General features: G+C 72.4%; 23 protein-coding genes and 1 rRNA gene. 18 read left to right on the top strand and 6 right to left on the bottom strand.

Annotated elements, in window-relative coordinates:
- The 9 genes from rrf to ACFQ8C_RS29790 all read left to right on the top strand — a co-directional run.
- Positions 1-92: ribosomal RNA gene (rrf, locus tag ACFQ8C_RS29830) — 5S ribosomal RNA — on the top strand; the annotation flags it as partial.
- 67 nt (positions 93-159) lie between these two features.
- The gene (locus ACFQ8C_RS29825; RefSeq protein ID WP_383463276.1) at positions 160-807 is read left to right on the top strand and encodes an HAD family hydrolase; all 648 of its coding nucleotides are present in this window, start codon (positions 160-162) and stop codon (positions 805-807) included.
- Positions 808-850: 43 nt separating this feature from the next.
- The gene (locus ACFQ8C_RS29820) at positions 851-2047 is read left to right on the top strand and encodes an MFS transporter (RefSeq protein WP_383463273.1); all 1197 of its coding nucleotides are present in this window, start codon (positions 851-853) and stop codon (positions 2045-2047) included.
- The gene (locus ACFQ8C_RS29815) at positions 2016-3191 is read left to right on the top strand and encodes an acetoin utilization protein AcuC (RefSeq protein WP_383463270.1); all 1176 of its coding nucleotides are present in this window, start codon (positions 2016-2018) and stop codon (positions 3189-3191) included. The genes ACFQ8C_RS29820 and ACFQ8C_RS29815 overlap by 32 nt, the downstream gene beginning before the upstream one ends.
- 97 nt (positions 3192-3288) lie before the next feature.
- Entirely contained in the window at positions 3289-4104 is an 816-nt protein-coding gene (locus ACFQ8C_RS29810) for a phosphatase (protein ID WP_383463268.1), read from the top strand.
- 127 nt (positions 4105-4231) lie between these two features.
- Positions 4232-4441 (top strand): helix-turn-helix domain-containing protein, encoded by a 210-nt coding sequence (locus tag ACFQ8C_RS29805; RefSeq protein WP_030495139.1) that lies wholly within the window; start codon positions 4232-4234, stop codon positions 4439-4441.
- A 152-nt stretch (positions 4442-4593) separates the two neighbouring features.
- Positions 4594-4692, top strand: coding sequence for a 30S ribosomal protein bS22 (locus ACFQ8C_RS29800; RefSeq protein WP_003948845.1), 99 nt, complete (start codon positions 4594-4596; stop codon positions 4690-4692).
- A 155-nt stretch (positions 4693-4847) separates the two neighbouring features.
- Positions 4848-5918, top strand: coding sequence for an NAD-dependent epimerase/dehydratase family protein (locus ACFQ8C_RS29795; RefSeq protein WP_383463265.1), 1071 nt, complete (start codon positions 4848-4850; stop codon positions 5916-5918).
- A 15-nt stretch (positions 5919-5933) separates the two neighbouring features.
- Positions 5934-6974 carry a lysophospholipid acyltransferase family protein gene (locus ACFQ8C_RS29790; RefSeq protein WP_383463262.1) on the top strand — a complete coding sequence of 347 codons (1041 nt, stop codon included), beginning with the start codon at positions 5934-5936 and terminating at the stop codon, positions 6972-6974.
- A gap of 58 nt (positions 6975-7032) precedes the next feature.
- Here the strand turns inward: ACFQ8C_RS29790 and ACFQ8C_RS29785 are convergent, their stop codons facing one another.
- The 3 genes from ACFQ8C_RS29785 to ACFQ8C_RS29775 all read right to left on the bottom strand — a co-directional run bounded on the left by ACFQ8C_RS29785 (position 7033) and on the right by ACFQ8C_RS29775 (position 10913).
- Complete coding sequence (locus ACFQ8C_RS29785; protein WP_383463259.1) at positions 7033-8295, bottom strand: DUF5667 domain-containing protein; 1263 nt, start codon at positions 8293-8295, stop codon at positions 7033-7035.
- A gap of 340 nt (positions 8296-8635) precedes the next feature.
- Positions 8636-9427: an ECF subfamily RNA polymerase sigma factor, BldN family gene (locus tag ACFQ8C_RS29780; RefSeq protein ID WP_169094351.1), complete on the bottom strand. Its 792-nt coding sequence runs from the start codon at positions 9425-9427 to the stop codon at positions 8636-8638.
- Positions 9428-9944: 517 nt separating this feature from the next.
- The gene (locus tag ACFQ8C_RS29775) at positions 9945-10913 is read right to left on the bottom strand and encodes an HAD family hydrolase (protein ID WP_383463256.1); all 969 of its coding nucleotides are present in this window, start codon (positions 10911-10913) and stop codon (positions 9945-9947) included.
- Between the two features lie 93 nt (positions 10914-11006).
- Here ACFQ8C_RS29775 and ACFQ8C_RS29770 point away from each other — a divergent pair, with 93 nt between their 5' ends.
- From ACFQ8C_RS29770 to hemB, 6 genes are all read left to right on the top strand, one after another.
- Complete coding sequence (locus ACFQ8C_RS29770; RefSeq protein WP_383463254.1) at positions 11007-11297, top strand: glutaredoxin family protein; 291 nt, start codon at positions 11007-11009, stop codon at positions 11295-11297.
- A 272-nt stretch (positions 11298-11569) separates the two neighbouring features.
- Positions 11570-12349, top strand: coding sequence for a redox-sensing transcriptional repressor Rex (locus ACFQ8C_RS29765; protein WP_383463252.1), 780 nt, complete (start codon positions 11570-11572; stop codon positions 12347-12349).
- Positions 12346-13740: a glutamyl-tRNA reductase gene (locus tag ACFQ8C_RS29760; RefSeq protein ID WP_383463248.1), complete on the top strand. Its 1395-nt coding sequence runs from the start codon at positions 12346-12348 to the stop codon at positions 13738-13740. Before ACFQ8C_RS29765 ends, ACFQ8C_RS29760 begins: the two co-directional genes overlap by 4 nt.
- A complete protein-coding gene (gene hemC, locus ACFQ8C_RS29755; protein ID WP_383463246.1) occupies positions 13737-14723 on the top strand; it encodes a hydroxymethylbilane synthase in 987 nt (328 codons plus the stop codon). Before ACFQ8C_RS29760 ends, hemC begins: the two co-directional genes overlap by 4 nt.
- Positions 14720-16390 carry a uroporphyrinogen-III synthase gene (locus ACFQ8C_RS29750; RefSeq protein ID WP_383463244.1) on the top strand — a complete coding sequence of 557 codons (1671 nt, stop codon included), beginning with the start codon at positions 14720-14722 and terminating at the stop codon, positions 16388-16390. The genes hemC and ACFQ8C_RS29750 overlap by 4 nt, the downstream gene beginning before the upstream one ends.
- 155 nt (positions 16391-16545) lie before the next feature.
- Entirely contained in the window at positions 16546-17550 is a 1005-nt protein-coding gene (gene hemB / locus ACFQ8C_RS29745) for a porphobilinogen synthase (protein WP_383463242.1), read from the top strand.
- A gap of 25 nt (positions 17551-17575) precedes the next feature.
- Here the strand turns inward: hemB and ACFQ8C_RS29740 are convergent, their stop codons facing one another.
- Complete coding sequence (locus tag ACFQ8C_RS29740; protein WP_383463239.1) at positions 17576-18436, bottom strand: DUF4253 domain-containing protein; 861 nt, start codon at positions 18434-18436, stop codon at positions 17576-17578.
- Between the two features lie 165 nt (positions 18437-18601).
- On the opposite strand from ACFQ8C_RS29740, the gene ACFQ8C_RS29735 reads away from it, so the two are divergent.
- Positions 18602-18874, top strand: a complete 273-nt coding sequence (locus ACFQ8C_RS29735; protein ID WP_383463279.1) for a DUF1876 domain-containing protein — start codon at positions 18602-18604, stop codon at positions 18872-18874.
- Positions 18875-18887: 13 nt separating this feature from the next.
- Here ACFQ8C_RS29735 and ACFQ8C_RS29730 read toward each other — a convergent pair whose 3' ends face one another.
- A complete protein-coding gene (locus ACFQ8C_RS29730; protein WP_383463236.1) occupies positions 18888-19604 on the bottom strand; it encodes a DUF4232 domain-containing protein in 717 nt (238 codons plus the stop codon).
- Positions 19605-19880: 276 nt separating this feature from the next.
- Here ACFQ8C_RS29730 and ACFQ8C_RS29725 point away from each other — a divergent pair, with 276 nt between their 5' ends.
- On the top strand, positions 19881-21092 hold the full coding sequence (locus ACFQ8C_RS29725; protein WP_383463233.1) for a helix-turn-helix domain-containing protein: 1212 nt from the start codon (positions 19881-19883) through the stop codon (positions 21090-21092).
- Between the two features lie 19 nt (positions 21093-21111).
- On the opposite strand, the gene argS is transcribed toward ACFQ8C_RS29725, so the two are convergent.
- A complete protein-coding gene (gene argS / locus ACFQ8C_RS29720) occupies positions 21112-22878 on the bottom strand; it encodes an arginine--tRNA ligase (protein ID WP_383463232.1) in 1767 nt (588 codons plus the stop codon).
- A gap of 223 nt (positions 22879-23101) precedes the next feature.
- On the opposite strand from argS, the gene lysS reads away from it, so the two are divergent.
- Entirely contained in the window at positions 23102-24823 is a 1722-nt protein-coding gene (lysS, locus tag ACFQ8C_RS29715) for a lysine--tRNA ligase (protein WP_383463230.1), read from the top strand.
- Positions 24824-24858: the final 35 nt, after the last annotated feature.

The following is a 24858-nucleotide window of genomic DNA, read 5'->3' as shown; positions in this document are numbered from 1 at the left end:
CGCCCGGTTACATTCCGAACCCGGAAGCTAAGCCTTTCAGCGCCGATGGTACTGCAGGGGGGACCCTGTGGGAGAGTAGGACGCCGCCGAACAATTTTTAGCCTCAACCCCCGGACTTCGTCCGGGGGTTGAGGCATTTTTGCGTTCTAGGCTGTGCTTATGCGCTACGACCTGGTCATCTTCGACAACGACGGCGTGCTCGTCGACAGTGAGCCGCTCTCCAACCGGTTGCTCGCCGGCTATCTCACCGAGCTCGGTCACCCCACCACGTACGAGGACTCCCTCCGTGACTACATGGGGGCCGCCACCCACCGGGTGCACGACCTCGTCCTCGAACGGAGCGGGCAGCGGCTGCCCGAGGACTTCGACACCACCTTCCACGCGCGGGTCTTCGCCGCCTTCCAGGAGGAGCTGGAGCCGGTGGAGGGCGCGGCGGAGGTGGTGAAGCGACTGGTCGCCGAGGGGGTCGCGTACTGCGTGGCCTCCTCCGGGAGCCACGAGCGGATCCGGGTCGGGCACCGGAAGACGGGGCTCGACGCCTGGTTCCCCGAGGAGATCGTCTACAGCGCCGAGGACGTGGGGCGGGGGAAGCCGGCGCCGGACCTCTTCCTCCACGCGGCCGCGCGGAGGGGCGTGGCGCCCGAGCGGTGCGTCGTCGTCGAGGACAGCCGGCTGGGCGTGCAGGCGGCCGTGGCGGCCGGGATGGACGTCTACGGGTTCACCGCGATGACGCCGGAGTCCCGGCTGACCGGGGCGAAGGGCTTCTTCTCTCGGATGGAGGAGCTGCCCGGCATTTTGGGTCTGTGATCCATCTACCCATCGGTAGGTCACGGGCCTACGCTGTGCCGCCATGACCGATGTACGGCTGAGGCGGGGGCGGGGCTCCCTGGCCCTGAGTTTCTTCGTCCAGGGCGTGGCCTTCGCCCTGCTCGTGACCCGCATACCCGGGATCCAGGACCGGTACGGGATCTCCGACGGGCTGCTGCCCCTCTTCCTGGCCGCGGTGCCGATCCTCGCCGGCGTGGCGAGCGTGGCGACCGAGAAGGTCGTGGCCCGGGTGGCGCCCTCGCGGGTGCTGCGGTGGTCGCAGCCCGTGGTGCTGCTGGCGCTGCTGGGTGTGGGCGCGGGGGACACGCTGTGGATGGCCGCCGTGGCGCTCGGGCTGTTCGGGCTCGCGGTCGGCGCGCTCGACGCCTCCATGAACATGCTGGGGGTGAGCCTCCAGCGGACGTACGGCCGGAGCATCATGCTCGGGTTCCACGCCGCGTACAGCCTCGGCGGGATCGCCGGCGCCTCGCTCGCCTGGGTGGGGGCGCACTGGCACCTGTCGCTGTTCTGGTCGTACCTGCCGGTGGTCGTGGTGCTGGCGCCGGCGGCGTACCTCGGCAGCCGGTGGTACGTGGACGGCAAGGCGGCCCCGGGCGGCGGTCCGGAGGCGAGGGGCGGGGCGCTGTCGTTCAGGCTGCTGCTGCCGCTGTGCCTGGTGATGACCTTCGCGTACATCGGTGACTCGACGGTCTCCAACTGGTCGGCGAAGTACCTCCAGGACGTGCTCGGGAGTTCGGAGGAGGCGGCGACCGTCCCGTACAACGCGTACATGGTGACGACGCTGCTGGGGCGGACCGTGGGCGACCTGGGGGTGCGGTACTTCGGGGCTTCGGTGGTCGTGCGGGCCGGGGCGGTGCTCGCGGCGTGCGGGTTCGCGCTGGTGGCGCTGGCGCCGTCGGCGTGGGTGGGCATCGTGGCCTTCACGGTGCTCGGGCTCGGGTTGAGCGTGATCGTGCCGCAGACCTTCGCGGCGGCGGGGCGGCTCTTCCCGGAGAACAGCGACGCGGCCGTCGCGCGGCTCAACGTCTTCAACTACGTCGGCTTCCTCGTCGGCTCGCCGCTCGTGGGGGCGCTCGGGGACGCGTGGAGCTACCGGGGGGCCATGGTGGTGCCGATGGTGCTCGTCCTGGTGACGGTGGTGTACGCCACGTCGTTCGGCGCGCGGGAGGCCCGATACGGTGGCGGTCATGAGCGGCCGCGCACTGTTGATGTGGGATGAAGCTGTCACGGGGTACGACTTCGGGCCCCAGCACCCGATGGACCCGGTGCGGCTCGCACTGACCATGGGGCTGGTCCGGGCCTTCGGGCTCGACCGGGTGGTGGACGTGGTGGCGGCGAAGCCGGCCGGGGACTCGACGCTGCGGCTCGTGCACCGCGAGGACTACGTGGCCGCCGTGAAGGCGGCGTCCGCGGACCCGCGCCACGCCGACCAGGCGTACGGGCTGGGGACGGTCGACGATCCGGCGTTCGAGGGGATGCACGAGGCCTCCGCGCTGATCGCCGGACAGTCGGTGGCGGCGGCGGAGGCCGTGTGGCGGGGCGAGGCGCAGCACGCCGTGAACTTCGCCGGCGGGCTGCACCACGCGATGCCGGGCGGTGCGGCCGGGTTCTGCATCTACAACGACGCCTCGCTCGCCATCGCCCGGCTCCTGGAGCTGGGGGTGGAGCGGGTCGCGTACGTGGACGTCGACGTGCACCACGGGGACGGGGTGCAGGCGGCGTTCTGGGAGGACCCCCGGGTCCTGACGGTCTCCCTGCACGAGCATCCGCGGACGCTGTTCCCGCAGACCGGCTGGCCGGAGGAGACCGGGGCGCCGGGGCCCGGCGAGGGCGGCGCGGTGAACGTGGCGCTGCCGGCCGGGACCGGGGACGCGGGCTGGCTGCGGGCCTTCCACGCGGTGGTGCCCGAGCTCCTCGCCGACTTCCGGCCGCAGGTGCTGGTGACCCAGCACGGGGCGGACACCCACTTCGACGACCCGCTGGCCCATCTGGCGGTGTCGCTGGACGCGCAGCGGGCCGTGCAGGAGGCGTGCCACGAGCTGGCGCACACGTACGCGGACGGCCGGTGGGTGGCGCTCGGCGGCGGTGGATACGCGGTGGTCGACGTCGTACCGCGGTCGTGGACGCATCTGGTGGGGATCGCGGCGCACGCACCCGTGGCACCCGAGACGGTGGTGCCGTCCTCGTGGCGGGACGAGGTGTACGCGCGGACGCGGCAGCTGGGGCCGGGGCGGATGACCGACGGGCGGTGGCCGGTGGACTTCCGCGACTGGACGGCGGGTTACGACCCCGCGGACCGGCTGGACCAGGCGGTGCTCGCGACCCGGAAGGCGGCCTTCCCGCTGCGGGGCCTGCTCGCCTGAGCGGCATGCCCTGTCACGCCGGGGGTTGTTACGCCAACTGTGCGGCGCACAGCGGTTTTTGACGTTCGGGCAGTGACGATCCGGCAGCATCGGAAGGGTGTTGAGTACCGGGGCGCTGCGGGCGCATCTGTTGGCGGCGGGGTTGGCGGGCACGGTGGCGACCTCGCGGGAGGAGAGTCTGCGGAGTTACCGGCTCTTCGCGGCGCGGGACCCTCGGGTGACGCTGGGGCTGGTGCCGGCCGGAGGCTGGGGCGAGGCCGAGCTGCTGAGGCTGATGGCGGAGAAGTGCGGGGTGTCGGGGGATCCGGCGCACCGCTCGGGGCCGGACGTGATCGATCCGGAGCGGACGCTGCGGGGGCTGGACGCCTTCGCCGGGAGGCTCGCGGCGGCGGCGGCGCGGCGGGCTCCGGTGCTGTTCGGGACGGGGCATCCGCACCGGCTGCTCGGTTTCTACGTCGCTCTCGCAGACGCCCTGTCGGCGGTGGGATGTGACGTACTCACCCCGGCGCAGGGGCGATGTGTCGACATAACGACCCGGTTCGGTCTACGCACGTACGCCCTCGACTACGTACGCGGAGTCGCGTTCGTACGGGAGGCGGGGCCGTCGGAGGGCGGGCGCGTGCAGGGGGCGCACTCCCACTCGGCACTGCCGGTGCGGGCCGCGCTGGAGAGCGCGGCGGAGGCCGGCGGGCCGCTGCCGGAGCTGGTCGTGGGGGACCACGGCTGGGTCTGCGGTGCTGGTCAGCTGGGTGTCGAGGCGATCGGGCTGGCCGACACGGACGACCCGGCGCTCTTCGTGGGCGAGGCCGAGGGGCAGGTGGCGGTGGCCGTCCCGCTGGATGACGGGGTGCCCTCGGCGTACTACCGTCCCCTCACGCGCTATGTACTCAATCGAGCGTGTCTGTCACGGTAAACGGGCGATAGGGGCTCCTCTTCCCCACTCGTACCACCCGCCCCTACTCTGATTCGTGAGCGTTCGACGACGAAGAGTCACCGGAGGGGAAGCCGGTGGGCGTCGCGGCGGAAGGTACAGGTGGGTCATGGCTGCTGGCGATCGGCCTCTCAACGAGGTCAAGTTCCTGACCGTGGCGGAAGTCGCCGCGGTGATGCGCGTCTCGAAGATGACCGTGTACCGCTTGGTGCACAGCGGTCATCTGCCGGCGATCCGGGTGGGCAGGTCCTTCCGGGTCCCGGAGCAGGCGGTGCACGCGTACCTGAGGGAGTCGTACGTGGGGGTGGGGACCGCGTAGCGGGCGCGCGGTCGACCTCCGGCCGAACGGCCGGTGAGCCGCGTCCGGCCCTCGGATTACTCGTGCGGTGCCAGGGGCGGTAGGCTAACCCCTCGTAGGTCGTGTGGGCCCAGACGCCCCGCACCAGTGAGAAGAAGTGAGCGAGGGTAGTCGTGGGCTCTGTTATCAAGAAGCGGCGCAAGCGGATGGCCAAGAAGAAGCACCGCAAGCTGCTCAAGCGCACGCGCGTTCAGCGTCGCAACAAGAAGTAAGCGGCGGCCGCGCGAGCGGTTTCCCGTGCGTGGAAAGACGTGGCTCCTCACCTTCCCAGGTGAGGGGCCACGTTTTCATTGCGCCGAAACCCTCAGGCGCTACGGTGGCGGCTACGGGTAAGAACGGACGGAAGTTCGGACGGAAGGCGCTGATCTTGGGCAAGGTCGTGCTCGTCACCGGTGCCGCCCGGCATCTGGGGGGCCGTTTCGTGCGGCGGATCCAGCGGGACCCGGAGGTGGAGCGGGTGGTGGCCGTGGACGCGGTCGAGCCCGGGCACGCGCTGGGGGCCGCCGAGTTCGTCCGGGCGGACATCCGCAGGCCGGCCATCGCCAAGGTGCTCGCGGAGCACGAGGTGGACACGGTGGTGCACCTCGACGTGACGGGGACGGCGCTGGGCGCCGGCGGCCGGACGTCGGTCAAGGAGACCAACGTCATCGGCACCATGCAGCTGCTCGGGGCCTGCCAGAAGTCGCCGCGGGTCGGACGGCTGGTGGTGAAGTCCAGTACGACCGTGTACGGCTCCGCGCCGCGCGATCCGGCGGTCTTCACGGAGACGACGCCGGCGAAGTCGCTGCCGAGCGGCGGTTTCGCGAAGGACGCCGTCGAGGTCGAGGGGTACGTACGGGGCTTCGCCCGGCGGCGGCCGGACGTGGCGGTCTGCGTGCTGCGGTTCGCGAACATCCTGGGGCCGCGGGTGGAGTCCCCGCTGACCGAGTACCTGTCGCTGCCGGTGATGCCGACGGTCCTGGGGTACGACCCGCGGTTGCAGTTCGTCCACGAGGACGACGTGATCGACGTGCTGCGGCTCGTGGCGCACGAGCCGCGCCGGGCGTCGCTGAACAGCGGCACCTTCAATGTGGCGGGCGACGGGGTGCTGCTGCTCTCGCAGTGCGCGCGGCGGCTCGGGCGGCCGACGGTGCCGGTGCTGCTGCCGGCGGTGACCTGGGTGGGGTCGGCGCTGCGGACGGTGGGGCTCACCGATTTCGCGCCCGAGCAGATCCGGCTCCTCACGCACGGGCGGGTCGTCTCGACCGTGCAGCTGCGGGAGGTGCTGGGGTTCCGGCCGCGGTACTCGACGGCGGAGGCGTTCGCGGACTTCGCGGCGAGCCGGGGGCCGGGTCTCCTGCCTCCGGAGCGGCTCGCGGGGGCGGTGGACCGGCTGGCCGGCCGGATCGCCCCGGAGGCGTGCCCGACCCCCTCTCACGACTCTCACGACGGTGCCTGAGGAGCAGCGACAGCGATGGCGGACGCCAAGGTGATTCCTTTCGACGACGACCGTTCGCGGGCCCGGCGGCGGCCGGGCCGGCCCGAGGAGCCGTCCGGTGCCGGGGCCGGTCCGGCGGCGGTACGGGAGCTGCCGGGGGCGGCGCGGGAGCCGGTCCCCGTGCCGGAGCCGCGGCCGGAGCAGGAGCCGGCACCGGACGAGCCCGCCGCCGAGGCGGCCGGCTGGGAGCGGCGGCTGGCGGGCGGGCTCGCGTTCCTGCGGCGGCGGGTGACGGGCGAGTACGAGGTCGACGAGTTCGGGTACGACGCCGAGCTGACCGACCAGGTGCTGATGTCGCTGCTGCGCCCGCTGTACGAGAAGTACTTCCGGGTGGAGGTGAAGGGCGTCGAGAACATCCCGGAGAAGGGCGGGGCGCTGATCGTCGCCAACCACTCCGGGACGCTTCCGCTGGACGGGCTGATGATGCAGGTCGCGGTGCACGACCACCATCCGGCGGGCCGGCATCTGCGGCTGCTCGCGGCGGACCTGGTCTTCATGCTGCCGGTGGTCAACGAGCTGGCCCGGAAGGCGGGGCACACGCTCGCGTGCGCGGAGGACGCGGAGCGGCTGCTGCGGGCCGGGGAGGTCGTCGGCGTGATGCCGGAGGGCTTCAAGGGGATCGGGAAGCCGTTCTCGGAGCGGTACAAGCTCCAGCGGTTCGGCCGGGGCGGGTTCGTCTCGACGGCGCTGCGGGCGGGGGTGCCGATCGTGCCCTGCTCGATCGTGGGCGCCGAGGAGATCTACCCGATGATCGGGAACGCGAAGACGCTGGCGCGGCTGCTCGGTCTGCCGTACGTGCCGGTGACGCCGACCTTCCCGTGGCTGGGGCCTCTGGGGATGCTGCCGCTGCCGACGAAGTGGACGATCCAGTTCGGGGAGCCGATCCCGACGGAGGGATATCCGCCGGAGGCGGCGGAGGATCCGATGCTGATGTTCAACCTGACCGACCAGGTGCGGGAGCAGATCCAGCACACGCTGTACAAGCTGCTGGTGCAGCGGCGGTCGGTGTTCTTCTGAGTCCTTGGCGCATGGAAGAAGGGGCGCCCCCCGTCCGTGGGGGCGCCCCTTCTCCTTGTCAGCGAGCGTCCTCGCTGTCGATGCCGAGGCCTGGAAGGAGGCCCGGCAGGAGTGGCGGGATGGTGACGTCGGGGGGTGTGGGTGTCACCTGCTGGTCCTCGGGGGCGGTGGGGGTGCCCGTCGGGTCCGGCAGGAGGCCGCCGGTGTTGCCGCCGAGGAGTCCGTCGTCCTCGGGGGAGGTGGTGCCTGTCTCGGCGCCCGGGCTCGGGGTGGTGCCGGTGCCGGTGTTCCCGCCGGTGCCCGCGCCCTGGGTGGTGCCGGAGGGGCGGGGGGTGGTGGCGGAGTGGCCGTCCTGGGTGGGGGTGCCCTGGGTGGCCGGGGGCTGCTGGGTGCCCGTGCCCTGCTGGTTCTGCCGGGCGGTGGGGCTGCTGCTGGAGCCGCCGGGGTCGGCCGCGCCCTTCTCGAGGGTGCGGGGCAGCATCGACTGGAGCGGCTCGACCTCCTGGTCTATGGCGTCGAAGACGCCGCTGACCTCTTCGCCGACGTCCGTGAGCTGGACGGGGAGGCGGTCGCGCAGGCCCTTCCAGGTGTCGCGGTGGGCCTGGGCGAAGGAGTTCAGCCGGGCCATGGGGGCGATCTCGCCGTCCCGGTCGTAGGCCTGGCGGAGCAGTCGGTGGCCCTCCTCGGCGTCGTGCTTCATGCCGCCGAGGGCGCGCCGGATCTCGCTGAGGGACTCGTGGTCGAGGTCGCCGGAGCGGGCGCGCTCCATGAGGCGGCGGGCCTCGCTCAGCCGGGTGGACGCCTGGTCGAGGTAGATGCCCCCGCGGTCGGCGTCGTCGTCGGCCATGCCCAGCTTGAGGTCCTCCATGCCCCGCTTGAGTCCGTAGAGCGAGTCGCCGGGGAGGGCGTCGGAGCTGGCGGCGGCGACGCCACCGAACGCTCCGGCCGCCACGCCGACCGTGAGGCCGCCGGCGGCGAGCCCCTTGGTCCAGCGACTGCGCGGGCGGAGTTTACGCAGGGGGGAGGCCCGGTGGGCCCCCCGTGCGCTCCGCTGCTCCGGGACGGCGGGGCCTGCGGCGGCCGTCCCCTGGGCGAACATCGCCTCCATGGCGGCGACGAGCTGGGCTCGCTGCACCACCTTGACCTCGGGGTCGAGTTCCGGTTTCGGCAGGTCGCCGAGTCCGCTCGCCAAGGCCAACAGCCGTCCCCGGTCGCCCGTGTCGGCCGGGGCGTCGGGCCGGTCGGCCGCCTCGCCCTCGGGCGTCCGGTCCTCCAGGGCCTGGGCGAAGGCGTTCGCCCGCCGGTGCACGTTCGCGATCACTGGCGGCACCTCCTCTCGTCATGACGTTCGACTCCCCAAGGGGTCCGGAAGGTTGCCCGCCTTGAGCGGATCCACACGAACGAGTGAGGACCCGCAGGCAGGGCGTGACCACAGGGAGCCTGCATTTCGCACAACGAGCGGCGCGGCACTTGGGTTACGCGCGAAAGATGATCGGACCAGTGCGTCATCGATGCGTCACCGACTGTGATGTGAGGCGGGCAGTGGTGGCGTGGGGGGAGAGATATGGGTGAGGGGGACAAGTGACTTCATGGGGGAGGCGACGGGGGTGGGTAGGGGGGGTGGGTGCGGGGAGGGGGTGGCGGCGGTCGGCGGCCCGGGGTCAGCGGGCGTCTTCGGGCAGGAGTCGGGCCAGGGTGCGGACGGCCCGGTACTGGAGGGTCTTGATGGCGCCCTCGTTCTTCCCCATGACCCGCGCGGTCTCGGCGACCGAGAGGCCCTGGAGGAAGCGGAGGGTGACGCACTCCTGCTGTTGGGGGTTGAGACGGCGGACGGCGTCGAGGAGCGCGGCGTTGGAGAGGGACTCGAGGACCGAGTCCTCCGGGCTGCGCTCGACCTCGTTGGCGTCGAGCATCTCGCCGGTGGTGACCTCCAGCCGGAAGCGGCTGGACTTGAAGTGGTCGGCGACCAGGTTGCGGGCGATGGTGACGAGCCAGGCGCCGAAGTCGCGGCCCTGCCAGGTGAAGGTGGAGATGCGGCGGAGGGCGCGCAGGAAGGTCTCGCTGGTGAGGTCCTCCGCCGTCGCCTTCCCGCCGACGCGGTAGTAGATGTAGCGGTAGACGGTGTCGCTGTACTGGTCGTACAGCCGGCCGAAGGCCTCGGCCTCGCCCGCCTGGGCGCGCTCGACCAGATCCATCATCCGGGCGCTGTCGCTGTCGGCGGTGGGGCGTCGGGCGGCGGTCGAGTTGCCGGCGCCGCCGCGCGCGCCCCGTCTGCCGACGGCGGCACCGCCGTCGGCCAGGGCATAGCAAGGACCGGCCGGTGCCGGTGCGGCGAAGGCGAAGGCGGGCGCAGGACCGACGTACGCGGTGGGGACGAAGCCACGCAAGTGGTCGAGGACCGTTGCGCGCAGCGTAGCCAGGCCCGAGGCGTCAACCCCGACGTGTGGGTACACGGGACTCCCAGAGGCAGAGCTTCCATCACGTGCAGTGCGGAGCCGTTCACTCGTCGTGGCGACGGGAGGGTTCCGCTGTGCGTCTGAGGAGAATAACGCTTCGTACAGGCAGCACTACACCCAGTTGCTCAAATCATCGATTACGTCGGTTCTGTTACCGCTTGCGGGCGGATCAAGTCGCACTTCGTGACCGGTTATTGATCGAGTGACTTCCGAGTGTGATTGCGTCGGCGTTGCGTTGTGCTCATGTGGGGGAGGGGGGAGTGATCGTGGCCGCTCCTGGGTAAGGGCGCGGGAATGCCCGGGAGTCGAGGTGTGCGGGGCTGTTCGACCACGGACGGGTGAGCCCCTTTGGTCCGTGGTTGTCGTAGATGATCGCAGCCGAAACGTATCGCCACGGGCGTGGCGCGCCCGAAACGGCGGGGAGTTCGGGTACGGACGCGGTCTTCCGCGGTGTCCGGGGCCCGGGCCGGGGCCGGGGCTCAGGGCCGGGATCCGGGGCCCGGGGCGGTGGGGGTCAGTGGCGGCGGCGGTGGAGGGCGACCGCGGCGGCGGTGCCGCCGGCGACGGCGCCGAGGCCCGCGGCGGCCGGGATGCCGATCTTGGCCGCCTTGCGGCCGGTCCGGTAGTCGCGCAGCCGCCACTCGCGGTCCCTGGCGTGCCGGCGCAGCTTGGTGTCCGGGTTGACCGCGTACGGGTGGCCGACGAGCGAGAGCATCGGGATGTCGTTGTGCGAGTCGCTGTACGCGGCGCAGCGGGCCAGGTCCAGGCCCTCGGCGGCGGCCAGCGCGCGTACCGCCTCGGCCTTGGCCGGGCCGTGCAGCAGCTCGCCGACCAGCCGGCCGGTGTAGACGCCGTCGACGGACTCGGCGACCGTGCCGAGGGCGCCGGTGAGGCCGAGGCGGCGGGCGATGATCGTGGCCGTCTCGACCGGGGCGGCGGTCACCAGCCAGACCTTCTGGCCCGCGTCGAGGTGGGCCTGGGCCAGGGCGCGGGTGCCCGGCCAGATCCGGTCGGCCATGTACTCGTCGTAGATCTCCTCGCCGATCGACATCAGTTCGGAGACGCGGTGGCCCTTGACGATGGAGAGCGCGCTGTCGCGGGCCTCCTGCATGTGGGCCGGGTCCTCGACGCCGGCCAGCCGGAACCAGACCTGCGCCCAGGCGAAGCGGGCGAGTTCGCGGCGCTGGAAGAACTTCCGCTTGTACAGGCCGCGGCCGAAGTGGAAGATCGCGGCGCCCTGCATCACGGTGTTGTCGAGGTCGAAGAAGGCGGCGGCCCGTACGTCGCCGACGACCGGGAACTCGGGCTCCTCCGGCGCGGCTTCGGACGCCTGGGCCGCTTCGAGGGCGGCGGCCTCCTCCTCCCTCTCCTGTTCCAGCTGGAGAGAGGTCTTGCGGGCCGCCTCGGCGGCGGCCTCGCCTGCGAGGACGCTGCGCGCGGTGGCGGAGCGCCTACGGGGGGTGAGCCATCCCAGAGCGGCCATGTCTGGAGCATAGCCAGTCTGTTCGGTACTTCCCGACTTGTGGGGATGCCGTCGTGTGAACAGTGCGGGGCTCCGCCGTGACCGGGCGGGACAATGGACGGCATGTTCGGACGTGCGAAGAAGAAGGACGCGGCGAAGGACCCGGCCGCGCGGACGGTGACGCTGATCGGGAAGCCGGGGTGTCATCTCTGCGACGACGCCCGGGCGGTGATCGAGGCCGTCTGCGCCGAGACCGGGGCGCGCTGGGAGGAGCGAGACATCCTCCGGGACGAGGCGCTGTACAAGGAGTACTGGGAGCAGATTCCCGTCGTCCTGGTCGACGGCGAGCAGCACACCTTCTGGCGGGTGGACGCCGAGCGACTGCGGCGCGAACTGGGTGCCTGACCGAAAGACGGTTACCATCGTGGACGTTTTGTTGGCATTCGGGGGCCACGTCGTGAGGAGAGTGTGCGGCTTTGCCCCCTTCGGGATCTCAACGCGTCGCGCCGTGTGACGGTTCCGTACCGTCGATAACCGGTCGCGTGACCCCGGTCACTTTGGGCAGACAAAACGGACACCATCTTTGTGCACGCGTTCACAAAGACATAGCCTGCATTCGACGGGGCGGTCCTGGGACATATGGCCGCCTGCAGCCCCGCTCATCCCGCAGGAGCACCGTGGCAACTGGCCGAACTCACCGACCGGCGACCCGTAGCCGAGGAATTCCCGAGGCCACCGTCGCCCGCCTTCCGCTGTATCTGCGCGCCCTGACCGCGCTCTCGGAACGCTCCGTACCCACGGTCTCCTCGGAGGAGCTCGCGGCCGCGGCCGGCGTCAACTCCGCGAAGCTGCGCAAGGACTTCAGCTACCTCGGCTCGTACGGCACCCGCGGTGTCGGCTACGACGTCGAGTACCTCGTCTACCAGATCTCCCGCGAGCTCGGCCTGACCCAGGACTGGCCCGTCGTGATCGTCGGCATCGGCAACCTCGGCGCCGCGCTCGCCGGTTACGGCGGCTTCGCCTCCCGGGGCTTCCGCGTCGCCGCGCTGATCGACGCCGACCCCGCCATGACCGGCAAGCCGGTCGCCGGGATCCCCGTCCAGCACAGCGACGACCTGGAGAAGATCATCGCCGAGGACGGCGTCTCCATCGGCGTCATCGCGACCCCCGCCGGCGTCGCCCAGCAGGTCTGCGACCGCCTCGTCGCGGCCGGCGTCACCTCCATCCTCAACTTCGCGCCGACCGTGCTCTCCGTGCCCGACGGCGTCGACGTGCGCAAGGTGGACCTCTCCATCGAGCTCCAGATCCTCGCCTTCCACGAGCAGCGCAAGGCCGGCGAGGACCTGGGCGAGGAGACCGCCCCGCCCGCCGCGGCGCCGCCCGCCGCCACCCGCACCCCCGCCGAGAGCGGCCGCAAGGGACCCGACGGGGACGCCCCCGCGGTGATGCCGGCATGAGCCTCCTCGTCGTCGGGCTGAGCCACCGCAGCGCCCCCGTCTCCATCCTGGAGCGGGCCTCGCTGCCGGCGGACACCCAGGCCAAGCTCCTCCAGGACAGCCTCGCCGCCGAACCGGCCGCCGAGGCCACCGTCCTCGCCACCTGCAACCGCATCGAGCTCTACGCCGACGTGGACAAGTTCCACGCCGGTGTCGCCGAGCTCTCCACGCTGCTCGCCCAGCACAGCGGCGTCGGCCTGGACGAGCTCACCCCCTACCTCTACGTGCACTACGAGGACCGGGCCGTCCACCACCTCTTCTCGGTGGCCTGCGGCCTGGACTCCATGGTCGTCGGCGAGGGCCAGATCCTCGGCCAGATCAAGGACGCCCTCGCCCTCGGCCAGGACCTGCACACCGCGGGCCGGCTCCTCAACGACCTCTTCCAGCAGGCCCTGCGGGTCGGCAAGCGCGCCCACAGCGAGACCGGCATCGACCGGGCCGGGCAGTCGCTGGTCACCTTCGGCCTGGAGCAGCTCGCCCAGGACACCGGGGTCGAGAGCTGGGCGCGGGGCAAGCGCGCGCTCGTCATCGGCGCCGGCTCCATGTCGTCGCTGGCCGCCGCGACCCTCGCCCGCGCCGGGGTCGCCGAGATCGTCATCGCCAACCGCACCCTCGCCCGCGCCGAGCGGCTCGCCGAGATCCTCACCGAGCCCGGGGGCGCCCTCAGGGGCGGCTCCGGGGGAGGTGCGGGCGTGGCCGCGCGCGCGGCCGAGATGGTTGCCGTCGGCGACGAACTGGGCCGGGCGGACATCGTCGTCTCCTGCACCGGAGCCACCGGACTCGTCCTCACCGGCGACGCGATCGAGGCCGCCGTCGAAGGCCGCGACACCGCGGCCGGCGAGGCCCTGTACCTCCTCGACCTCGCCATGCCGCGCGACATCGACGCCGCCGCCCACCGGATCCCCGGCGTCCGGCTCGTCGACATCGAATCGCTCGCCGACGCCTCCGCCGACGCCCCCATGGCCGCCGACGTCGACCAGGTCCGCTCCCTCGTCTCCGACGAGGTCGCCGCCTTCGGCGCCGCCCAGCGCGCCGCCCACATCACCCCGACCGTGGTCGCCCTGCGCACCATGGCCGCCGACGTGGTGGCCAGCGAGGTCGCCCGCCTGGAAGGCCGTCTCCCCGGCCTCGACGACAAGCAGCGCGCCGAGATCACCCAGACCGTGCGCCGTGTCGTCGACAAGCTCCTGCACGCGCCGACCGTGCGGGTCAAGCAGCTCGCCAGCGAGCCCGGCGGTGCCGGGTACGCGGACGCGCTGCGGACACTCTTCGACCTCGACCCGCAGACGGTGGCTTCCGTCTCCCGGGCCGACCTGAATGACGCCGACGTCAAGAACCGAGGGCGAGTATGACCGAGAGGGCACTGAGGCTCGGGACCAGGCGCAGCAAGCTCGCCATGGCCCAGTCCGGGCACGTGGCCGACGCCGTACGGCAGCTGACCGGCCGGCCCGTCGAGCTCGTGGAGATCACCACGTACGGGGACACCTCCCGTGAGCACCTCGCGCAGATCGGCGGCACCGGCGTCTTCGTCGCGGCCCTGCGTGACGCGCTGCTCGACGGCGAGGTCGACTTCGCCGTCCACTCCCTGAAGGACCTGCCGACCGCGCAGCACCCCGAACTGGTGCTGGCCGCGATCCCGCCGCGCGAGGACCCGCGCGACGTCCTCATCGCCGGCGAGGGCCTCTCCCTCGACCGGCTTCCGAAGGGCGCCCGCGTCGGCACCGGCTCGCCGCGGCGCATGGCCCAGCTGCACGCGTACGCCCGCAGCCACGGCCTCGACCTGACCTGCGTCCCGATCCGGGGCAACGTCGACACCCGCGTCGGCTACGTCCGCAAGGGCGAGCTGGACGCCGTCGTCCTCGCCGCGGCCGGACTCAACCGCATCGGCGGCACCGAGGAGCTCCTCGGCGGGCTGTCGGCCGAGCACCTGCCGGTCGACTCCGTGCTGCCCGCCCCCGGCCAGGGTGCCCTGGCCGTCGAATGCCCGGCGTCGAACTCCGACCTCGTCGCCACGCTCTCCGCTCTCGACGACCCGCGCACGCGGGCCGCCGTGACCGCCGAGCGATCCCTGCTCGCCGCCCTGGAGGCCGGCTGCAGCGCACCCGTGGGAGCGCTCGCCGACATCCTCGCCGACGGCCCCGGTCACGGGCAGGTTGTCACCGAAATGCGCCTGCGCGGCGTCGTCGGCACCACCGACGGCTCGACGCTGGTGCAGCTGTCCACCACCGGTCCCGTACCCACCTCGCACGACGAGGCGGTGGCGCTCGGACGCGAACTCGCGGCCGAGATGCTTGCCAAGGGTGCGGCCGGTCTTATGGGGGAGCGAGCACTTTGAGCCCCACCAGCCCGACCACCAGCCCCGTGTCCCCCGTCTTCGCGGGCCACGGCCACGTCACCTTCCTCGGCGCAGGCCCAGGCGACCCCGGACTCCTGACCCTCCGGGCCGTCGAGGCCCTGGCGGGAGCGGACGTCCTGATCGCCGAGCCGGAGGTCCTCGAAGTCGTCCGCGGCCATGCGCGAGCGGGCGTGAGCACGCCTGAGCTGACGGTTGTTGACGAGGCGTCAACAGCCGCCGGTGTCCCCGTGTTGAGGGATGCGGCCAATCTTGTCATGGAGGCCGCGCGCGGCGGCAGGCGGGTCGTCCGTGCGGTGACCGGCGACCCCGGCCTCGACGGGAACGCGGGCGCCGAGATGCTCGCCTGCGCCGCCGAGGGCATCCCCTTCGAGGTCGTGCCCGGCGTCGCGAACGTGGTCGGCGTTCCCGCATACGCCGGTGTGCCGCTCCGCGACGAGCAGGGCACCGACGTCCGCTTCGTCGACGCGCGGACCGCCGACGACCGGTGCTGGGCCGAGGTCGGAGCCTCCGACGGCACCGTCGTCGTCTCCACGTCGCTGGACGCGGTCGCCGCGGCCGCCGGTGAGCTGGTGGCGGCGGGCCGCAAGCCGGACACCCCGCTCACCGTCACCATCGCCGGTACGACGACGCGCCAGCGGACCTGGACGGCGACGCTCGGGACGATCGCCCAGGTCTTCAAGCAGGGCAAGGTGCTCCCCTCCCCCGAGGGGCACCGGCCGGTGATAGCCGTGGTCGGCGAGCGCAGCGCCCCGGCGCAGCGCGACCAGCTCTCGTGGTTCGAGTCCAAGCCGCTCTTCGGCTGGCGGGTGCTCGTGCCGCGCACCAAGGAGCAGGCCGCGTCGCTCTCCGACCAGCTGCGCTCGTACGGCGCCGTGCCGCACGAGGTGCCGACCATCGCCGTCGAGCCGCCCCGGACCCCGCAGCAGATGGAGCGGGCGGTCAAGGGGCTGGTGACCGGGCGGTACGAGTGGATCGCCTTCACCTCGGTCAACGCGGTCAAGGCCGTGCGGGAGAAGTTCGAGGAGTACGGGCTCGACGCCCGCGCCTTCGCCGGGATCAAGGTCGCGGCGGTGGGCGAGCAGACGGCCGCGGCGCTGGTCGACTTCGGTGTGAAGCCGGACCTGGTGCCGAGCGGTGAGCAGTCGGCCGCGGGTCTGCTGGAGGACTGGCCGCCGTACGACCCGGTCTTCGACCCGATCGACCGCGTCTTCCTGCCGCGGGCCGACATCGCGACCGAGACGCTGGTCGCCGGGCTCATCGAGCTCGGGTGGGAGGTCGACGACGTCACGGCCTACCGGACCGTGCGCGCGTCGCCGCCGCCGGCGGACACGCGTGAGGCGATCAAGGGCGGTGGCTTCGACGCGGTGCTCTTCACGTCGTCGTCGACCGTGCGGAACCTGGTGGGCATCGCCGGGAAGCCGCACAACGTGACCGTCATCGCCTGTATCGGCCCGGCGACGGCCAAGACGGCGGAGGAGCACGGGCTGCGGGTCGACGTCCTGTCCCCCGAGCCGTCCGTCCACAAGCTGGCGGAGGCGCTGGCGGAGTTCGGCGTCCGGCGGCGCGAGGCGGCGCTGGAGGCGGGCGACCCCGTCACGCGGCCGAGCGAGCGGCGGCCGGGAGCGCGGAGGCGGCGGACCACGTAGCGCGTGGCGCCGCACGGCACCTTCGACGGCGCGGGTCCTCCTCGGGAGGGCCCGCGCCGTCGTCGTACGGGGGTGCGCGCCGTCGCCGTACGGAGGGCTGGGCGGCAACAGGGTGTCGGTAAGTGGGGGCGAGGGGCGGGCGTAGCCTCGCTGGTATGAACTCGTATGGAAGCTTTCCGGGGGCGCGGCCGCGGCGGCTGCGGACGACGCCCGCCATGCGGCGGATGGTCGCCGAGACCCGTCTGGACCCGGCCGACCTGATCCTGCCCGCGTTCGTGCGCGAGGGCGTCAGCGAGCCCGTGCCGATCAACGCGATGCCCGGCGTCGTCCAGCACACGCGGGACTCGCTGCGCCGGGCCGCCGTGGAGGCGCTGGAGGCCGGGGTCTCGGGGATCATGCTGTTCGGCGTGCCGGACGACGCGAAGAAGGACGGGCTCGGCACGGCCGGTACCGACCCGGACGGGATCCTCCAGGTCGCCATCCGGGACGTGAGGGCCGAGGTCGGCGACGACCTCATCGTCATGTCCGACCTGTGCCTGGACGAGTTCACCGACCACGGCCACTGCGGCGTCCTGGACGAGGACGGGCGGGTCGACAACGACGCCACCCTGGAGCGCTACGCCGAGATGGCGCAGGTCCAGGCCGACGCCGGCGTCCACGTCGTCGGCCCCTCCGGGATGATGGACGGCCAGGTCGGCGTCGTCCGTGACGCCCTGGACACCATCGGCAAGGAGGACGTGGCGATCCTCGCGTACACCGCGAAGTACTCCTCGGCCTTCTACGGCCCCTTCCGCGAGGCCGTCGGCTCCTCCCTCAAGGGCGACCGCAAGACCTACCAGCAGGACCCCGCCAACCTCCGTGAGTCCCTGCGCGAGCTGGCGCTGGACCTGGAGGAGGGCGCGGACATGGTGATGGTGAAGCCGGCCGGTCCGTACCTCGACGTGCTCGCGAAGGTCGCCGAGGCCGTGGACGTGCCGGTCGCCGCCTACCAGATCAGCGGGGAGTACGCGATGGTCGAGGCCGCCGCGGAGAAGGGCTGGATCGACCGCGACAAGGCGATCCTGGAGACCCTCACCGGCATCCGCCGCGCCGGCGCCCGGATGATCCTCACCTACTGGGCCACCGAGGCCGCGCGGATGATCTCCGCCGGGGCCCGCTAGCCCGGCACGATCCGAGAGGGACGGCCTAGTCCCACCAGAAGGTCCAGACGGGGCTGTCGAGCAGCGCCTCGCGGGCGTAGTCGCGCAGGGTGTCGGGGCCGCCCCGCGCGAGGGTGTCCGGGCAGAACGCGAAGTGCTCCGCCGCCACCGCCTCGGCCTCCTCCGCCGTCCGGGGCGGGGCGGCCACCGAGACCACCAGGTGGGCGGGGGTGAGCGCGATGACGCGGACGCCGAAGCGGTCCTCCCAGGAGCGCAGGACGGCGGACAGCCGGGCCACGTCGTTCTCGTGGTTCAGCGGCCCCGTCCATCCGATGACCGCCGGTATGTCGGCGCTGCGCCGGGCCCGGACCAGGGCCGGGCGGGCCTCCGCCAGCCAGGATCCCGGCTCCGTCAGCGCCTCGGCGAGGTCGGCCGCCGCCCGGTCGGGGTCGGTGCGCGGCGGCAGGGCCGGGCCCAGGCCGGGCCAGCCGGCCTCGAAGGGGGCCACCACCTCCGCGTAGCCGGGCTGCTCGCCGAAGCGTTCCCCGACGGCGGCGGTCACCCGGGGGTCGCGCTCCTCCTCGGGCACCTCCGAGGCCAGGTAGTCGTCCCAGAACCCGGCGAGCACGTCCTCGGCGTCGTGTTCCGCCGGGTCGCTCATCGTCTCCGGCATCAGTCGCCACCCGTCCAGGTCGCCCTCTCCGCCCAGCAGCACGGGCAGCAGCCCCGCCGTGCGGGCCGCCGGGCGCAGGGCGGGCCAGGCGGCGGGGCCCCCGGGGCCGTGCCCCGACCAGAGGTACGGGTCGTCCGCCGGGCCGGTGAGGGCGCCGGGCGGCAGGTCGAGGCCGAGGGAACGGCCGGACGGGTCGGACACGAGCCGGGGCAACTGGTTCGGGATCATCGCCATGATCCGAACGTACGGGGGGCCACTGACAACGGGCCCGGGTCGAGCGGTGCCCCGGGGCGCGTGGTGTCCGAGACGAGCGGCGCCCGGGGCGAGTGGTGGGGGCGCACGGTACGGCGCACCCTGGAGAGGTACCCGACAGGTACCTCCCCGGAGGTGGTCCTCATGATGAACACGCTCGTCGGATGGCACGTCGACATGGAGTTCCAGGAGGAGGGCGATCGGACGAGGGCGGCGGCCATGGTCCGGCTCTCGGACGGCTCCGAGTTCCGGGCCCACGGCACCGCCCACCGTCACCCCTCCGATCCCGAGCAGCTGAGGGTCGGCGAGGAGATCGCGGGGGCCCGGGCCCTGATGGACCTGGCCTCGCAGCTCCTCCAGAAGGCGCACGCGGAGATCGACGAGGCGTCCGGGCGGACGTCGTACCCGATCAACCGCTAGCCCGAGGGGCCGGTCAGAACCGGAGGGCGTCCTCCAGTTCCTGCTGCCAGTAGGAGACGGCGGCGCCGTCGTCCACGTACGTGCCCTCCGGGGCCTTCAGCGTCACCATGCTGTCCGCGGTCAGGTTCACCTTGATCGTGCGGACGGTCGTGCCGTGGGTGTCCTCGCCGGGCTCCCCGGTGAGGATCAGGGAGGCGTAGCCCGACTCCCCGGGCGTCAGGGTCACCACCGCCTGCGGCTTGCTGTCCTCCACGATCCGGATCGGCGCCTGGCTGTCCTCGAAGCCGACCAGGGGCGCGTTCAGGGCGTGGCAGGTGCGGCCGCCGATGTTCGTGATCGTGAGCGCCAGGTGGTTGATCGGGCGGGTGACCTTGCTCGCCACGACCTTCACGTCGGTGGCGGTGCAGGGGCGGAGGGCGGTGTTCCCGCCCGTGTCGTGGCCGGCGCCGTCGGTGGTGGGCCTGGGCGAGGGCGTCGGGGACTTCGCGGGCTTCGCGGGCGGTGCGGTGGTCTTCCGCGGGGCCGTCGTCGTCGGGGCCTCGGTCGTCGGGGCCGTGGTCGGGGCCGTGGTGGCCGGCGCCGTCGTGGGCGCTGCCGTGGTCGCGGTCCGGCCGGGCTTCGCGGGGGCCGGGGCCGCCGCCTCCTGGTCCGACGACTGGCAGGCCGTGAGGGCGAGGGCCGCGATCAGTGCGGCGGCGGGCAGGGTGAGGGTGCGGATGGACGTGCGCATGGTGGTTCCCCCGTGGGCGGTCGGTCGGGTCGGCCGGTCAGTGGCCGTCGAGCAGGGCGATCACGATTCCGGTGCAGATGATCAGGACCGTCAGTGCCAGAGCGTCGGTGACGCGGCTGTTCGGCATGACTCCATGCTGCGAGCCGGTGTGACCCGGTGTCGACCGACGCGGGACAATGAGGGACGCTGGAACGCTTCCACCCCCTGTGACCTGGGGAGACGTACGTAGTCCGGAACGCGTTCCTGGGACGCCGACCAGCGACGGGGGAGCGACGGATGGACACGGGGGACCGGCTCGCCGGGCTGCTGCGGGGGTTGAAGGAGCGGTCGGGGCTGAGTTACGGGACGCTCGCCAAACGGCTCCACGTCAGCACCTCCACCCTCCACCGGTACTGCAACGGCGACGCCGTCCCGACCGACTTCGCCCCCGTGGAACGGCTCGGGCGGCTGTGCGGGGCCACCCGGGAGGAGCTCGTCGAGCTCCACCGCGCGTGGATCGTCGCCGACGAGACCCGGGGGAGGGGCGGAGACGCCGCCGCGCCCGCCGTGGCCGTCGGTCCTGTCGCGCCCCCGGCGCCCGCCCCACCCGCCCCACCCACCGCGCCTGTCGCCTCTGCCGTCCCTGTCGAACCCGGTACGCCTGTCGCGCCCCAGGTCTCCGTCGTGGCCGCCGAGGCGTCCGGCTCCGGCGAGCCCGTGGTGCTCGTGGCTTCTCCGGCGGCGGCGGTCGTCGCCGCCCGGCCGTCCCGGGCGCGGTTCACGGGGGCGCTCGCCGCCGTGGCCGTCGTCGCCCTCGCCGTGCCCGGTGCCTATCTCGTGGCGCGGAACGGGGAGAAGGAGCCGCGCGGGGGTTCCGCCGCGCCCCCGGCGCCCGCTCCGCTGAACGCCGGCATCAGCTCGTACAACTGGGCCGAACCCTGCGGGCAGTACTACGTCCTCGACCAGAAGCCGGAGCACGTCCCGCCGCCGCCTCCGCCGCAGGACACCCGCCCGTGGGCCCGAGCGCTCGACGGGATCGACGGCGGGCACATGCAGCTCCAGGTCACCGTCACCGGCCGCACCCAGGAACCCGTCGTGCTGTCGCGGCTCCGCGTCCGGGTCGTCGAGCGGGACCGGCCGCCGGCCCGGACCGTGTACTCCATGGGCGACGGCTGCGGCAGCGGGATCACCCCGCAGACCTTCGGCGTCGACCTCGACGCGCCCCGGCCGTACGTGAAGGCGGTCGCCGGGCACGACGGGGACCGGGTCGTGCCCGCGAAGGACTTCCCGTACAAGGTCGCCACCGGGGACCCGCAGGTCCTCAACCTCGACGTCCACACCGAGGAGTACGCCGTCGCCTGGTACCTGGAGCTGGAGTGGAGCACCGGGGACCGGAAGGGGACCGTACGGATCGACGACGGCGGGCAGCCGTTCCGCACGCACGCCATCGAGGGGCGCACGGTCCACGGCTACCGGCCCGACAAGGGCGAGTGGGTCGCTCAGGAGTGACCCACCCGCCCCGAGGGCGTCAGAGGCGCTCGGGCGTCCGGATGCCGAGCAGGGCCATGCCCTGGTGGAGCGTGCGGGCGGTCAGGTCGCAGAGGAAGAGGCGGTTCTCCGCGATCTCCTTCGGCGGCTCGGGCTTGATCACCGGGCACTGGTCATAGAACGTCGTGTACAGCGACGCCAGCTGGTACAGGTACGCGGCCAGCTTGTGCGGGGCGTACTCGGCGGCGGCCTCGGCCACGGTCTCGCCGAACTGGTCCAGGTGCAGACCCAGCGCGCGCTCCGCCGGAGCCAGCTCCAGCTCCGGGTGGGCGAGCGCCGTGCGGTCGCCGGCCTTGCCGAAGATCGACTTGATGCGCGCGTACGCGTACTGGAGGTACACCGAGGTGTCGCCGTTGAGCGACACCATCTGGTCCAGGTCGAACTTGTAGTCACGGGCCGCCGAGGTCGACAGGTCCGCGTACTTCACCGCGCCGATGCCCACCTGGGCGCCCCGCTCGGCGATCTCGGCCTCGGTCAGGTCGCGGGCCTTCTCGCGGACCACGGCCGAGGCGCGGTCGATCGCCTCGTCCAGTAGGTCCACCAGCCGGACCGTCTCGCCCTCACGGGTCTTGAAGGGCTTGCCGTCCTTGCCGAGGACCGTGCCGAAGGCCAGCTGGACGGCCTTCACCTCGTCGTTCAGCCAGCCGGCCCGGCGGGCCGTCTCGAAGACCATCTTGAAGTGCAGCGACTGGCGGGCGTCCACCACGTACAGCAGCGACGTCGCCTTCAGGTCCAGCACCCGGTCGCGGATGGCGGACAGGTCCGTCGCCGCGTAGCCGAAACCGCCGTCGGACTTCTGGACGATCAGCGGGACCGGGTTGCCGTCCGGGCCCTTGACGTCGTCGAAGAAGACGCAGAGCGCGCCCTCGGAGCGGACCGCGACGCCCGACTCCTCCAGGATCCGGCACGTCTCCTGGAGCATGTCGTTGTAGCCGGACTCGCCGACGACGTCGGGGTCGCGGATGTCCATGTCGAGCTTGTCGAAGACCGAGTAGAAGTAGATCTTCGACTCGTCCACGAACCGCTGCCACAGGGCGAGGGTCTCCTCGTCACCGGCCTGGAGGTCCACCACGCGGGCGCGCGCCCGGGTCTTGAACTCCTCGTCCGCGTCGAAGAGCGCGCGGGACGCCTTGTACAGCCGGTTCAGGTTCGACATGGCCTCCTCGCCGGAGACCTCCGCGCCCTCGGCCTGGTGGTCCAGCTCGTGCGGGTGCTCGATCAGGTACTGGATGAGCATGCCGAACTGGGTGCCCCAGTCGCCGATGTGGTGCCGGCGGACCACGGTCTCGCCCGTGAACTCCAGGATCTCCACCATCGCCGCGCCGATCACCGCGGAACGGAGGTGGCCGACGTGCATCTCCTTCGCCACGTTCGGCTGCGCGTAGTCGATGACCGTCGTGCCCGCCGCCTCGTTCAGCGGCACGCCGAGGCGGGCGTCGGCGGCGCGGGCCGCGAGGGTCTCCACGATCGCCGCGTCCGAGACCGTGATGTTGAGGAAGCCGGGGCCGGAGACCTCGATCTCCTTCAGCACGTCGTTCGCGGGGATGGAGTCGACGACCTTCGTCGCCAGCTCGCGCGGGTTGCCCTTGAGCCGCTTGGCCAGCGCCAGGATGCCGTTGGCCTGGAAGTCGGCCCGGTCGCTTCGTCGCAGCAGCGGGTCGGCGGACCCGGCCTCCGGCAGGGCTGCCGAGAGGCCTTCCGCGAGGCGCTGCTGCACGGTCGAAGCGAGGGAAGGGACCGAGGCCATGAGCTTCCGTTCCTGTTGTGTCGAGTCCGGGTGTCCCGGTGGTCTATTTCGCTTGTCAAGTGTCCCATGGGTGGGCAACGTGTTTTCCCCGCCTGTGGACAAGCCGCCCCAGCGGAAACCCGCTTGTGGACAACCTCGGGGTGCCCGGTTCCGTCTGGGACAATGGCTGTCGTAAGGCTTCGAGGCATTCCCGCAAGGATCTGGAAAGAAGGACGTACCGACCGTGGCTCAGAGCAGCACCGAGACCGACTGGGTCTCCCGTTTCGCGGACGAGGTCATCACCGAGTCGGAGCGACGTGCGCCTGGCAAACCGGTCGTCGTCGCCTCCGGCCTCTCCCCCTCCGGCCCGATCCACCTCGGCAACCTCCGCGAGGTCATGACCCCGCACCTGGTCGCCGACGAGGTCCGCCGCCGCGGGTACACCGTGCGCCACCTCATCTCGTGGGACGACTACGACCGCTACCGCAAGGTGCCGAACGGCGTCGAGGGCGTCGACGAGTCCTGGGCCGAGCACATCGGCAAGCCCCTGACCTCGGTCCCCGCCCCCGTCGGCTCGCCCCACGCCAACTGGGCCGAGCACTTCAAGGCCGCCATGGTCGAGGCCCTGGCCGAGCTCGGCGTCGAGTACGACCCGATCAGCCAGACCGAGCAGTACACCTCCGGCGTCTACCGCGAGCAGATCCTGCACGCCATGCGCCGCCGCGGCGACATCGACGCCATCCTCGACCAGTACCGGACGAAGAAGGCCCCGAAGAAGCAGTCCCAGAAGCCGGTCGACGAGGCCGAGCTGGAGGCCGCCGAGGGCTCCGGCGCAGCCGGCGAGGACGACGGCTCCGGCGGCGGCGCCGGGTACTTCCCGTACAAGCCCTACTGCGGGCAGTGCGAGAAGGACTTCACCACCGTCACCGCCTACGACGACGACACCACCGAGCTGAGCTACACCTGCTCCACCTGCGGCTTCGCCGAGACCGTCAAGCTCAGCGAGTTCAACCGCGGCAAGCTGGTGTGGAAGGTCGACTGGCCCATGCGCTGGGCCTTCGAGGGCGTCGTCTTCGAGCCCTCCGGCGTCGACCACTCCTCGCCCGGCTCCTCCTTCCAGGTCGGCGGGCAGATCGTCACCCTCTTCGACGGCGTCCAGCCCATCGGCCCCATGTACGCCTTCGTCGGCATCAGCGGCATGGCCAAGATGTCCTCCTCGAAGGGCGGCGTGCCCACCGCGGCCGACGCCCTGGAGATCATGGAGCCCCAGCTGCTCCGCTGGCTCTACGCCCGCCGCAAGCCCAACCAGTCCTTCAAGATCGCCTTCGACCAGGAGATCCAGCGGCTCTACGACGAGTGGGACAAGCTGGAGGCCAAGGTCGCCGACGGCACCGTGCTGCCCGCCGACGCCGCCGCACACGCGCGTGCCGCCCGCACCGCGGCCGGCGAGCTGCCGCGCACCCCGCGCCCGCTCCCGTACCGCACGCTGGCCTCCGTCGCCGACATCACCGCCGGCCACGACGAGCAGACCCTCCGGATCCTCACCGACCTGGACCCGGAGTCCCCGGTCACCTCGCTCGACGAGGTCCGGCCGCGCCTCGACCGCGCCGAGAACTGGATCACCACCCAGGTCCCGGCCGACCAGCGCACCGTCGTCCGGGAGGAGCCCGACACCGAGCTCCTCGGCTCCCTGGACGACGAGGGCCGCGAGTCGCTCCGGCTGCTCCTGGAGGGCCTCGACAGCCACTGGTCGCTCGACGGGCTCACCACGCTCGTCTACGGCGTCCCGAAGGTCATGGCCGGCCTCACCCCCGAGGCCAAGCCCACCCCCGAGCTGAAGGTCGCCCAGCGCTCCTTCTTCGCCCTCCTCTACAAGCTCCTGGTGAGCCGCGAGACGGGCCCCCGCCTGCCCACCCTGCTCCTCGCCGTCGGCGCGGACCGGGTGCGCAAGCTGCTCGGCGCGTGAGCTGACGTACGCGGAAGGGCCGCCCCCGTCACGGG

The sequence above is a fragment of the Streptomyces sp. NPDC056503 genome (assembly GCF_042794995.1).
GTDB lineage: Bacteria > Actinomycetota > Actinomycetes > Streptomycetales > Streptomycetaceae > Streptomyces.
Note: the sequence above shows the minus strand (reverse complement) of the source record. Positions and strands in the feature narration are given on the sequence as shown.